The sequence below is a fragment of the Streptomyces bathyalis genome (assembly GCF_015910445.1).
GTDB classification, from domain to species: domain Bacteria; phylum Actinomycetota; class Actinomycetes; order Streptomycetales; family Streptomycetaceae; genus Streptomyces; species Streptomyces bathyalis.
Genome location: NZ_CP048882.1, coordinates 1,998,712 through 2,010,950 on the forward strand (window position 1 = coordinate 1,998,712; position 12,239 = coordinate 2,010,950).

The window sequence follows — 12,239 nt, forward strand, 5'->3', positions numbered from 1 at the left end:
TGCCGCCAGACGTTGAAGCCGTGGCTTAAACGTCCTGCGCGCTCAGCGGTCGTCGAGCAGGGCGAGCCCCGCCGGGGTGATGGTGTGCAGCATGTGCCGGCTCCGGCGCACGCTCAGCAGCAGGCCCGCACCGCGCAGCACGGCGGTGTGCTGACTCACCGCCGCGTCCGAGATGCCGAACCTCCGCGCGAGTTCACCGGTCGTACGGCCCGTCACGACGTCCTCCAGGATCGCGGCCCGGGTACGGCCGAGCAGAGCGGCCAGACCGGCGTCCCGTTCGGTGGCGCTCCTTCCCCGGGCCCAGCCGAGGGTGTGCTGGATGGGATAGACGAGGACGGGGGTCAGTTCGGGGGACGGGCTGGCGAGCATGACGGGACTCCGCGAGCAGAAGAACGACGGCTGAAGCACCAACCCGCGTCCCCCGAGCCGCAGTTCGCGTTCGACGGGATAGTCGGCCTCCAGCACGGGCGGCTTCCAGCGCAGCAACGGGCGGAAACTGGCCAGGAGTTCCTGCGTGCCTCCCTCCAGGGCCGCCCGTGCACGCACCGCCCGGTCGGCGTCCACCTGCGCCCGGACCTGAGGGAGGAACGGCATGAGCGCACGCCGGTGATAGGCGTGCAGGGCGGAGCCGAGCCGGCGCAGGGCCTCGCGTTCGCCCTCGGCCAGAGCGCGGGCGCCCGCCGGTAACGGCCGCCGGCCCCGCGCCGGGGAGGCGGCGAGCACCGCGAGGTCGTCACGCAGGGCGGTCCTGGGTGTGCTGAGCACGGTGTCGACGGCGCTCTCCAGGTCCGAACCGCCGGAACCGGGCGTGAGGAAGTCCGGCGAATAGCCGCGCGACGGCAGGAGCGCCGTGAGCAGACTGTCCGCCGGGCTCAGCCGCGGCCGGACCAGTCGCCGCCAGTCGCCGAACGCCAGCACGTCGTCGTCCCGGATCAGCGTCTGGAAGCTGTTGGCGATCTCCCAGAGGTGGTCGGGCATCGCGGCGACACGGACACGCGCGATGTCGTCGGCCGTGAAGTGCATCCGCAGCATGGGGTCTCCGATGCGGCTCGGTCACCGTGCGTATCGCGGTGCTCCATGACAGTGTCCGAGCTCGTCCGGCGAGGCAAGGCTGCATTCGGACACCCGGCATTCAGGCAGGCGGGTGCTCCGCGGGTTCCTGCGGCCTGCTGTCCGCGGTGAGTTGGGTCTCATTCCGGCCGGTCCGGCGCTCGTGCGCTGCCATTTCCGCAAGGCTGACCATCCGGTTCGGTTCGATGGCCGGGTCCGGTCCGACGACGAAGTACGCGGCCGGCTCCAGGTCTTCGGCCACCGCCCGGCAAGGCAAGGAGGACAGGGTGCCCTGGGAGACCCCGTACGAGGAGATGGAGCGTCTGGAGGGCGAACGGCGCCGCTTGGAGCTGCAGTTGGCCGCCACTCCGGAGTCCGAGAGGGACCGGCGCGCCCACCTGCGGGAGTGGGCGGACCGCCGCACGGCCGAGATCGACAAGCTGTGCGACCGACGCCCCCTCGACCGCTGGGACAGGCTCGCCCTCGGCACCAGCGGCGTGCTCTGCGCCGCGGGTTCCTTCGCAGTCGGCACGTTCTGGGAGCGCATCGCCCTCTCCGCTCTCGCCCTGCTGATCCTCGACTCCCTCAGAACCGGCCTCCTTGTGCATCTGGCCCGGAGGGTGACCAGGCGGCTGACACGCCGGACCCATCGGGACAAGGTGCGTCGAGGCGAGCTCTGACCAACTGCCGGACGACGTCGAGGGGTTGACCGGGCATGGAGTTGAACGGTTGACCGGCTCCCGCTCGATGCCCACCCGGAGACCGCCGCCCGGCCACCCGGTCACACCGCCCCGGCGGGGTCATGTGACCTAGAGCGGCCCTGCCCACACGCTCCGACCGTCACGAACTCAGCGCGTCGATCAGTGCCTTGGTGACCTCCTCCGTGGAGGCGCTGCCGCCGACATCGCGGGTGAGGATCCCCGCGGCCGTGGTGGTCTCGATCGCCTTCCGCAGACGGGCCGCCTGCTCCGGAAGCCCGAAGTGGTCCAGCATCAGCGCACCGCTGCCGACCGCGCCGATCGGATTGGCGAGGCCCTGTCCGGCGATGTCCGGGGCGGAGCCGTGTACGGGCTCGAACATGCTGGGGAAGCGGCGCTCGGGGTTGAGATTCGCGCTGGCGGCCAGGCCCAGGCTGCCCGACAGGGCGCTGCCGAGGTCGGAGAGGATGTCGGCGTTGAGGTTGGAGGCGACGACGACGGAGAGGTCCTCCGGCTGGAGGACGAACTTCGCTGACATGGCGTCGACGAGAACGCTCTCGGTCTCCACGTCCGGGTAGTCGGCGGAGACACGCTTGAAGACGTCGTCCCACAGGACCATGCCGTACTGCTGTGCGTTGCTCTTGGTCACGGACGAGACCTTCCGCCGGTCCCGCGTGCGCGCGAGGTCGAAGGCGAAACGCATGATGCGTTCGCAGCCCACCTCGGTGAACAGGGCCGACTGGACCGCCACTTCACTGCCCTGACCGCGCCCGGAGAAGTTGCGGCCGCCGAGACCGGCGTACTCTCCCTCGCTGTTCTCCCGTATGACGACCCAGTCGAGGTGGGTGTCGTCGGCCTTGCGCAGCGGACTCTGCACGCCGGGCAGGAACTGCATCGGACGCACGTTGGCCCACTGGTCGAAGGTCTGGCAGATCTTCAGACGCAGTCCCCAGAGACTGATGTGATCGGGGACGGTGGGCCAGCCGACGGCGCCGAAGTAGATGGCGTCGAAATCCTTGAGGCGCTCCAGACCGCCGGCGTCGATCATCTCGCCCGTCCGCTCGTAGTACCCGCAGCCCCACGGGAACTCCTCCCAGTCGAAGGCGAAGGCGTCCGCCGAGCCCCGGGAGCCCTCGGCCAGGGCGTCCAGGACCGCACGTCCTGCGGCGACGACCTCCTTGCCCACTCCGTCGGCGGGGACGGCGGCTATGCGGAACGTGCGGGGTGTGCTCATCGGTGCCTCCGGCGCATGGCAGATGTGGGCGGTCAACGGTGCAGTGGAACGGGCGGGCGGACCCCGGCGTCCTCGACGCTTCCGGGCTCCGAGTCAACACACCAGGTTCACGGCACGTCCAAGACCTGCTTTCGATGCGAGCCATAGGCACCGCCGATGGGTCCGGCCTCAGCCCTCCCGCGACGGGGGCCGGGCCCGGTGCGCGGCCAGGGATCCGGTGAGGGAGAGGAAGGCACGCGCGGCCGGAGTGAGATGAGCCGGAAGGCTCACCATCGCCACATGGAGATGCGCGGTGGGCTCGATCGGTGCGACGACGGCACCGCAACGGCGCGCCAGCCGCGTCCAGGCGGAAGGCAGCACGGCGACCCCCACCCCGGTGAGGACGAGGGGCAGGATCGAGGTCCGGTGGTCGACGACGGTCACGATCTCGGTCCCCGTGCCGCCCGCGGTGATGTCGTCGACGATGCTGCGCATGAGGCTGCCCGTCCGGGACGCGATGAGCTTCTGGCCGGCGAGATCGTGAGGGGAGAGCGCGACGTCGTCCTCGACGGGACCGCCGGGCGCGGCGACCACCACGAACGGCTGGTCCTCGACGTTCAGCACGTCCAGGCCGGACGGGTTGACGGGGCTGGCCGAGCCCAGCAGCCCCAGTTCGCAGGCGCCGCTGCGGACCAGCGAGACCACCTCGTCGGGCGTGAAGGCGGCCTGCGTGGACACCGTCACGGACGGGTGCAGCTCGGCGAACCGCTGGACGAGAGTGGTCAACGGCTCGATCCCCGGCGACGGCATGGTGGCCACCTCGACGGTCCCGCCGTGCAGACCGGCGAGGGCGGCGGCGGTGTCACGCACGGCCGCCAGGTCCCGCAGCACGCGCCGGCTGGGCTCCAGCAGCTCCGTACCGGCCTCGCTGAGGACGACGCCTCGCCCCACCCGGTGGAAGATGGCCACCCCGAGATCGGCTTCAAGGTTGGCCATGGCCTGGGAGAGCGACGGCTGCGCCACGTGCAGCGCGGCCGCCGCCTTGCTGAAGCCGCCGTGCTCGACGATGGCGAGGAAGTACTCGAGCTGCCGCGCGTCCACGGCGCCTCCCGGTCTTGACCTGGATCGACAGGCGCAGCCTAGTCACCCGGCGGCAGCCGGTCCGTTCAGCTGTTCGTCGGCCTCCGCGGTCCCCGGGCCCCTCGCCGGCCCACCGCGAACCGTCCGCGTGCCGCGACGGGCGGCCCTCACCGGCCGGGCGCGCACAAGCCCTGCGCTCGTCGCGGGAACGACCGCAGGGCTCTCCCCCGTCAGGACGTCACTTCGCCACATCCGCGGAGCCGCCGGCCTTCGCGCCCGCCTTGACGCCCGCGTCCGCTCCGGCTTCGGGACGGTCCGCCGAGGAGGAGTCCCCGTGCCCGTCTCCGACCGTGTCTCCGTCCGTCTCTGCTTCCCGGTCCTCCCGGTCCCCTGCCGCCCGGACCGGCGGGGACCCGGCCCGGCCCGCCAGCACCTCGCGCGCCCTGGCCAGGTCCAGCCCCCGCTCCCACTTGGCGATGAACAGCGTGGCGACGGCGTTGCCGCAGAAGTTGACCAGGGCACGGCACTCCGACATGAACTTGTCGATCCCGAAGATGAGCATGATTCCCGCGGCGGGAACGCTGCCGACCGTCGACAAGGTCGCGGTGAGGGCGATGAATCCGCCCCCGGCGACACCGGCCGCACCCTTGGACGTCAGCAGCATGACGGCGAGCAGGCCGAGCTGCTGGGTGACGGACAAGGGGGTGTCGGTGGCCTGGGCGATGTACAGCGTGCCCAGGGACAGGTAGATGGACGCGCCGTCGAGGTTGAAGCTGTAGCCGGTCGGCACGACAAGGCCGACCGTGGAACGTTCGACCCCCATGAACTGCAGTTTCCGCATCAGACCCGGCAGCGCGGGCTCGGCCGTGGACGTTCCCAGGACGAGCAGGAGCTCCTCCTTGAAGTAGCGGAAGAGCTGGAAGATGTTCAGCCGCACGTACGCGGCCAGCACTCCGCCCAGGACGACCACGACGAACAGGATCGACGTGACATAGAAGAGGACGATCAGCGAACCGAGGCTGGTCAGCGTGGACAGGCCGAACTTCCCGATGGCGAAGGCCATCGCGCCGAACGCGCCCAGCGGAGCGGCCATCATCACGAAGCCCAGCACCTTGAACACGATCTCGGTGAGCCGGTTGACGGTCGCGATGACCTGCTCGCCCGCCTTGCCCACCGACTTGAGCGCGATGCCGAAGATCACGGCCAGGAAGATGATCTGGAGGATGTCGCCCTCGACGAAGGGCCCGAAGAAGCTCTCCGGCACCAGGCCGGTGAGGAACTCCCACCAGTGCTGGTGCTCGCCCTGCCGGATGTACTGGCCCGCCTCGCCCGAGGTGTCCAGCTTCGAGGGGTCGGCGTGCACTCCGTCGCCGAGGCGGAAGAGGTTGATCGCCACGAGCCCCGTCAGCATGGCGACGATCGTGCCGACCTGGAAGTAGGCCAGCGCCTTGATGCCCGTGAGACCGACCTTCTTCAGATTCGCGACCCCGGCGATGCCGCCGATGATCGTCAGGAAGACGATCGGACCGATCAGCATCTTCATCGCGGTGATGAACGTCGCGCCGATGGGCTCCATGGACTCGGCGAGGTCCGGCCACCGCCAGCCCAGCACGATGCCGAGGACGATCGCCACGAGCACCTGTATGTACAGCTGCCGGTACCACGGCGCCGGCGCGGCGCGGGTGCCCGGTGCTCCCCGTGCATCGTCCGCGGCGCCGTCCGGGGTCTGCGTCATTGCAACCTCCCTGATCGCGCGACACCAGGCCCGTACGGCGTCGCGCTGACTGTGCGCCACAGTGAACCGGCGCACACAGCAGGGGGTCCACGACCAAAAATCGATGCCCCGCATAGGCGGGCCCTATCGATCCCGGCGCCGCAACAGCCGGACAGGCAGGCACGCGGGGAGGAACGGGACGGGAACGGGCGCGGGCGGCGCCGCGGGCGCGGGCAGCGGCCAACTGGTGCGCTGGGCCCCGTGCGTCCCGGATCCCGCATCCGTCCCCGGAAGCCGTCCGGAAGTCAGCCCACCTTCGCCCGTGCCAGCTGCCGGGACTGGGCGACGAGGCGGTCCGCGCTGTCCCAGACCTCCACGTCCTCCTCCAGGAAGCCCCCCGCGAGGTTGACGGTGGTGACGGAGACGCGCAGCAGCCCGGGCGCCGGGCGGGCCCGGACATGGACGGTGAGCTCCACGGTCGGCACCCAGCCGCTCAGGCCCATCTCGAACGCGGTCGGCGGCAGCGCGTCCACCGCCATGAGCAGCGACATCGGGTCCGGGTCACGGGCGTCGGCCAGTCCGAGCCAGGCGCGCATCTCGCCGCGGCCGCTCGGCGCCCCCACGGCCCAGCCGCATGTGGCGGGATCGAGCCGCAGGTCCAGGCGCTTGCCCATTTCGGGACCGGCGTCCGGGCCCGCCGGGTTGTCCCGGGCGCTGAAGCACTGCCCGGGGGGCGGCATCGCGGGCGGCTCGGCGCTCGTACGGACGTCGCCGGTGACGGTGTCCAGGTCCCCGTAGGAGGCGAGGACGCGGATGCGCTCGACCTCACGGCCGTCGGCGCCGGTCTGGAAGAGTCCGGCCGTGCCGGTGGAGAGAGTGCGCCCGGTGCGGACGACCTCGCTGCGGATGACGGCAGGCCCGTGCGTGGTGGCCGACAGGTAGTGCGCCGTGATGGTAAACGGATCGGGGTGCGGCAGCGTCTCGCCGAGGGCCCGGCCGAGGGTCGCCAGCAGATAGCCGCCGTTGAGGGCGTGGCCGATGGCCCAGCCCTGGGAGAGGTCCGTGTCGTGGACACCGGGCTCACGCTGCCGTACGGAGGTGTCGCGGTCGAACTCGCTCAGGGTGGCTTCGGAGATGGTGTCGGACATATGAGCACCGTACACGGAGAAGTTACTCACGGGTAGTCGCATTCGTGGCCGCCCACCGGCCGGGCCGCCGGGTGGCCGGTCAGCTTCCCGGCTCCGCGTCCGCGACCGTGGAGCGGCGGTGCCAGGCCCGCGGCGCCCGCCACCCGAAGCGCAGCGCCAGCAGGCGCACGACGAATGCCAGGGCGGCGGCCCCGACCATCGTCGCGGCGTTGAGCGCTCCGGCGTCCAGCAGCAGGGCGGTCACGGTGGCGCCGATGATGGCGGGCACGGCGTAGAGGTCCCGGTCCCAGCGAAGCAGCGACGGCACCTCGTTCGCGAGCACATCGCGCAGCACCCCGCCCCCGGCGGCCGTGGCCAGGCCGAGCACGGCGGAGGCGAAGAGCCCCAGCCCGTACTCGTGGGCCTTGACGGTGCCGGCGACGCAGAACAGCCCGAGGCCGGCCGCGTCGAAGACGTTGATCGCCTTGTTGATCCGCTCCACGTGCGGGTGCAGGAAGAAGACGAAGGCCGTGGCGATCAGCGGGGCGTGGAAGTATCCGGCGTCAGTGAAGGCGGCGGGCGGCACGGCCCCGATCACGACGTCACGGAAAAGGCCGCCGCCGAGCCCGGTGACTTCCGCCAGTACGGCCATTCCGAATACGTCGAAGTTCTTGCGCACGGCGAGGAGAGCACCGGATATCGCGAACACGAAGATCCCGACGATGTCGAGCCAGTGCTGCACGTCGGGGTCGAGCGGGTGCTGATTCACGGGCCCATTCTTCCCACGCCGCCGCCCGCGCGGGACACCCGGCGGGAGCGTGGAGCCGGAGACCCTCCGGGCCGGCTCACGAGGGACTGCGGCAGCCCCTGGACACGCCTCCGAGCTGCGGCGATGCCGTTCGGCGACGAAATGGGACAAAGGGTGACACCAGGAAACCGGAATGTGATTCCTTCACCACGCAGCGTCCATCCGGAACCCGCGGAATGTGAGGCGGCGCATAAGACCCACGTCACATTCGAACCGGCTTAGTGGACACCTCCCGCCACCCCTCCGGCTCCGGCGGCATTTCAACGGTTCCATCCAAGATGTCCGAATACGCAACCTCATTTCGGTCCGTAGCCGCATAGTAGGTCACATATTTGGCACCGGCATCACCAGCCTTTACCAATGGCAGCGTCGCTTCGCGCCGGGAACCGAACTCGGCGCCACCGCCGATCCGGCAAATACGCGACGCAGCCAACGAAAGGTATTCGCTCTTCCATGCGCATCCCCAACCGCCTGACCAGGACCCAGAAGTCCGCCGCTGTCGGCCTTGCGGCCGCCGCAGGAATCGCTGCCCTCGCCGGCGCGGCGCCCGGTCACTCGGACGCCCACACGGACCGGGGCCAGGCCAAGCCGGTTGCCGGACATTCGGTGAACGTGGCCGACCACCCGTCGACGAAGGCCGCCAAGGCCGCGACGGGCGATCACACCACCGACAACACGCGCAGCCACGCTCCGGCCAAGACCCTCGTGAAGGGTGAGGAGACCAAGCAGGTCTCCGCAGCCAAGCCGGCCGCGAAGGCCGACAAGACTGACCAGAGCGAGAAGGCTCAGCAGGCCAAGAAGGCCAAGCAGGCCGAGAAGGCCAAGGAGGCCCGTGCCAGCACGAAGGCCGACCGCACGACCCGCGGCGAAAGCCTGGACGGCTGGATCAAGCAGGCCCGTGCCGTCATGAAGGAAGAGGGCATCCCGGGCTCGCACCAGGGCATCAAGAAGAACATCCTCCGTGAATCCGGTGGTGACCCGAACGCGATGAACGACTGGGACATCAACGCCCAGAAGGGCACGCCTTCGAAGGGTCTGCTCCAGACCATTCAGCCCACGTTCGACCAGTACCACGTCAAGGGCACCAAGCATGAGGTGACCGACCCGGTCGCCAACATCGTCGCCGCCTGCAACTACGCGGCCGACAAGTACGGGTCCATGGACAACGTGAACTCCGCGTACTGATCCGGCGCGGAACGGCAAGGGGCGGCTGCGGTCACGCAGCCGCCCTTCTGCGCGTCTCTGCGCGCCGGCGTCCAGGGCCTGTCGCTCGGATCTCCCCCTAGCCGGCGACCGGCGTGCTGTCCTCGGGGTGCTGGTCCGGAGCGTTCTCCGGGTGGTGGCAGGCAGCCTCGTGTCCGGGGGCCAGGGAGACCAGCGGCGGCTCGGCCGTCTTGCAGATCTGCGTCGCCTTCCAGCACCTGGTGTGGAAGCGGCAGCCGCTCGGCGGCTTGATCGGCGAGGGCACGTCGCCCTGGAGCAGGATGCGGTCACGTCCGCCCTGCGCCTTGCGCCGCGGGTCGGGGACGGGGACGGCCGAGAGCAGCGCCCGCGTGTACGGGTGCATGGGCGACTCGTACAGCGACCTCCGGTCGGTCAGCTCCACGATCTTGCCGAGGTACATGACCGCGATCCGGTCCGATACGTGGCGGATCACCGAGAGGTCGTGCGCGATGATCACGTACGTGAGGCCGAGCTCGTCCTGCAGGTCGTCCAGCAGGTTGATGACCTGCGCCTGGATGGACACGTCCAGGGCCGAGACCGGCTCGTCAGCGACCACGAGCTTCGGGTTGAGGGCGAGGGCGCGGGCGATGCCGATGCGCTGCCGCTGCCCGCCGGAGAACTCGTGGGGGTAGCGGTTGTAGTGCTCCGGGTTCAGGCCGACCAGGTCCAGCAGCCGCTGCACCTCCTTCTTCACACCGCCCTCGGGGGCGACGCCCTGGAGCTTGAAGGGGGCGCTGACGATCGCGCCGACGGTGTGCCGGGGGTTCAGCGACGAGTACGGGTCCTGGAAGATCATCTGGACGTCGCGCCGCAGCGGGCGCATGCCGCTCACGCCGAGGTGCGTGATGTCCCTGCCCTCGAACTCGATGGCGCCGGCGGTCGGCTCCAGCAGCCGCGTGATCAGCCTGCCCATCGTGGACTTGCCGCAGCCGGACTCGCCGACGACGCCCAGCGTCTCCCCCGCCCGCACGTCGAAGTCGATGCCGTCGACAGCTTTGACCGCACCGACCTGCCGCTTGAGGATCCCCTTGGTGATCGGGAAGTGCTTCTTCAGGCCGCTCACCTTCAGCAGCGACTCGCCCGGCTCCGGGTCGGCCTTGGTCTGCACGGCGTCCGTCACGCGCTGGGACGGGATCGTCATCTGCTCGTCCTCACTCACAGCTTCGGGGCAATCTCTTCGTTCCAGATCCGGTCCCGGTCCGTGCGGTCCAGGTGGCAGGCGGACAGGTGGCCGCCGCCCACGTCCTGCAGCTCGGGCCGTTCGGTGCGCGTGACATTGCCCTTGGGTACATCCGCGTAGGGGCAGCGCGGGTTGAACGCGCAGCCCTTCGGGATGTTGATCAGGCTGGGCGGTGAGCCCTTGACGGGGATGAGCCGTTCGCCCTGCGCGCGGTCGATGCGCGGCATCGAGCCGAGCAGACCCCAGGTGTACGGGTGTTGCGGCTGGTAGAAGACCTGCTCGGCGGTCCCGTACTCGACGCAGCGGCCCCCGTACATCACGAGGATGTCGTCGGCGAGCTCGGCGACGACGCCCAGGTCGTGCGTGATGATGATGACCGCGGAGCCGAACTCCTTCTGCAGATCCCTGATCAGGTCGAGGATCTGCGCCTGCACGGTGACGTCCAGGGCGGTCGTCGGCTCGTCGGCGATCAGCAGCTCGGGGTTGTTCACCAGGGACATCGCGATCATCGCGCGCTGCCGCATGCCGCCCGAGAACTCGTGCGGATAGCTGTTGACGCGCTGGTCCGGCTGAGGGATGCCGACGCGGTCGAGGAGTTCGACAGCACGCTTGCGGGCCGTCTTCTTGTCCACGTCGTGGTGGACGCGGTACGCCTCGATGATCTGGCTGCCGATGGTGAAGTACGGGTGGAGCGCGGAGAGCGGGTCCTGGAAGATCATCGCCATCTCGCGGCCGCGCAGCCTGCGCACCGAGTCCGGGTCCGCGGACAGGAGTTCCTGTCCGTCGAGCCAGATCTCGCCCGACAGCCGCGCCTTCTGCCGCCCGTACTGCCCGACGGTGTGCAAGCCCATGACGCCGAGCGACGTGACGGACTTACCCGAGCCGGACTCGCCCACGATGCCGAGCGTCTTGCCCTTCTCCAGCTGGAAGGAGAGCCCGTCGACGGACTTGACCAGGCCGTCCTCCGTGGGGAAGTGCACGTGCAGATCGCGCACTTCGAGGAAGGAGCGGGCGGGCGCCCGGTCGGCGACGGGTTCGCCGACCGCCGAGGTACCCGTCTTGTGCGTTTCCGTCATGCGAGCCTCACTCGGGGGTCGATCACGCCGTACAGCAGGTCCACGATGAGGTTCGCCACGACCACCGCCGAGGCGGTGATCAGCGTGACGCCGAGGATCAGCGGCAGGTCCTTCTCCCCGATCGCCTTCAGCACGGCCTGGCCGAGTCCTGGAAGGCTGAAGGTCGTCTCGGTGAGGATCGCACCACCCATGAGGGCTCCGAGGTCGACGCCGAGGAGCGTGATGATCGGGGTCATCGTGGAGCGCATGGCGTGCTTGCGGATGACGACCGGCTCGCGAACGCCCTTGGCGCGGGCGGTGCGGATGTAGTCCTCGCCCATCACCTCGAGCATGGTGGCGCGCGTGAGCCGGGCGTACATGGCGCCGAAGAGGAACGCCAGGGTCAGCCAGGGGAGGGTCATCCCGCTGAACCACGCGGTGAAGCTCTCCTCGATCGGCGTGTACTCGTTGCTGACCAGCCCCAGCCCGTAGGAGAAGATCGCCAGCGAGAGCAGGCCGGTGAAGTAGATGGGCAGCGAGACGCCGCTGAGGGCGAGGCTCATGGCCATGCGGTCCCAGATGGAGCCGCGGCGCAGCGCGGAGACGACGCCGGCGGCCAGACCGATGACCAGCCAGATGATCGCGGCACCGACGGCGAGGCCCAGGGTGACGGGCAGCCGGTCGGCGAGGATCGGCCAGACGGCCTGCTCGGTCTTGAAGGAGTACCCGAAGCACGGCGCGGAGCAGTGGATGGTGTCGCCCGCGCTGACGTAGTCCCGTCCGACGAGGATGCCGCGGAAGAAGTCGAAGAGCTGGACGAGGATCGGGTCGTCCAGGCCGAGCTTCTGCCTGATGCCCTCCAGCGCGGCGGCATCGGCCTGCTTGCCGACGAACATCGTGGCGGGGTCGACCCCCGTCCACTTCGGGATCAGGAAGAAGATGCCGAACACCGCCAGCATGACGACGATCAGCATCACTACGACGGCGAAGAGCCGCCTGATGAGATATGTGAGCACTGCTTCCGGCCCGGTGGGGCCCGGTGAACTCCCCGAGGTCATCGGAGTGTTCACCGGGCCACCACTGCGGCCCT

12 protein-coding genes are annotated in these 12,239 nt (G+C 69.8%); 2 read left to right on the forward strand and 10 right to left on the reverse strand.

All coding sequences use genetic code 11. The annotated features are described in order from the left end of the window. Positions 1-42: 42 nt before the first annotated feature. Positions 43-1,032 (reverse strand): ArsR/SmtB family transcription factor, encoded by a 990-nt coding sequence (locus G4Z16_RS08560; RefSeq protein ID WP_197350231.1) that lies wholly within the window; start codon positions 1,030-1,032, stop codon positions 43-45. A gap of 100 nt (positions 1,033-1,132) precedes the next feature. After that, positions 1,133-1,312: a hypothetical protein gene (locus G4Z16_RS08565; protein WP_197350233.1), complete on the reverse strand. Its 180-nt coding sequence runs from the start codon at positions 1,310-1,312 to the stop codon at positions 1,133-1,135. A gap of 25 nt (positions 1,313-1,337) precedes the next feature. Here G4Z16_RS08565 and G4Z16_RS08570 point away from each other — a divergent pair, with 25 nt between their 5' ends. Beyond that, on the forward strand, positions 1,338-1,730 hold the full coding sequence (locus G4Z16_RS08570; RefSeq protein WP_197350235.1) for a hypothetical protein: 393 nt from the start codon (positions 1,338-1,340) through the stop codon (positions 1,728-1,730). Positions 1,731-1,890: 160 nt separating this feature from the next. Here the strand turns inward: G4Z16_RS08570 and G4Z16_RS08575 are convergent, their stop codons facing one another. The 5 genes from G4Z16_RS08575 to G4Z16_RS08595 form a co-directional block, all read right to left on the reverse strand. Next, a complete protein-coding gene (locus G4Z16_RS08575) occupies positions 1,891-2,982 on the reverse strand; it encodes a tartrate dehydrogenase (protein WP_197350237.1) in 1,092 nt (363 codons plus the stop codon). A gap of 168 nt (positions 2,983-3,150) precedes the next feature. After that, on the reverse strand, positions 3,151-4,062 hold the full coding sequence (locus G4Z16_RS08580) for a LysR family transcriptional regulator (protein WP_197350238.1): 912 nt from the start codon (positions 4,060-4,062) through the stop codon (positions 3,151-3,153). A gap of 217 nt (positions 4,063-4,279) precedes the next feature. Beyond that, positions 4,280-5,776, reverse strand: a complete 1,497-nt coding sequence (dctA, locus tag G4Z16_RS08585) for a C4-dicarboxylate transporter DctA (protein WP_197350240.1) — start codon at positions 5,774-5,776, stop codon at positions 4,280-4,282. Positions 5,777-6,060: 284 nt separating this feature from the next. Then, entirely contained in the window at positions 6,061-6,903 is an 843-nt protein-coding gene (locus G4Z16_RS08590; protein WP_246530744.1) for a thioesterase family protein, read from the reverse strand. Positions 6,904-6,982: 79 nt separating this feature from the next. Continuing rightward, positions 6,983-7,651 (reverse strand): trimeric intracellular cation channel family protein, encoded by a 669-nt coding sequence (locus tag G4Z16_RS08595; RefSeq protein WP_246530745.1) that lies wholly within the window; start codon positions 7,649-7,651, stop codon positions 6,983-6,985. A 492-nt stretch (positions 7,652-8,143) separates the two neighbouring features. Between G4Z16_RS08595 and G4Z16_RS08600 the strand changes: the two genes are divergently transcribed. Beyond that, positions 8,144-8,875, forward strand: a complete 732-nt coding sequence (locus G4Z16_RS08600; RefSeq protein ID WP_197350244.1) for a transglycosylase SLT domain-containing protein — start codon at positions 8,144-8,146, stop codon at positions 8,873-8,875. A gap of 97 nt (positions 8,876-8,972) precedes the next feature. On the opposite strand, the gene G4Z16_RS08605 is transcribed toward G4Z16_RS08600, so the two are convergent. The 3 genes from G4Z16_RS08605 to G4Z16_RS08615 are packed head-to-tail and all read right to left on the reverse strand — an operon-like array spanning position 8,973 to position 12,165. Beyond that, positions 8,973-10,055, reverse strand: a complete 1,083-nt coding sequence (locus G4Z16_RS08605; protein WP_197350245.1) for an ABC transporter ATP-binding protein — start codon at positions 10,053-10,055, stop codon at positions 8,973-8,975. Between the two features lie 14 nt (positions 10,056-10,069). Next, positions 10,070-11,170 carry an ABC transporter ATP-binding protein gene (locus tag G4Z16_RS08610; RefSeq protein ID WP_197350247.1) on the reverse strand — a complete coding sequence of 367 codons (1,101 nt, stop codon included), beginning with the start codon at positions 11,168-11,170 and terminating at the stop codon, positions 10,070-10,072. Then, positions 11,167-12,165: an ABC transporter permease gene (locus G4Z16_RS08615; protein ID WP_028435284.1), complete on the reverse strand. Its 999-nt coding sequence runs from the start codon at positions 12,163-12,165 to the stop codon at positions 11,167-11,169. Before G4Z16_RS08615 ends, G4Z16_RS08610 begins: the two co-directional genes overlap by 4 nt. Positions 12,166-12,239 lie beyond the last annotated feature (74 nt).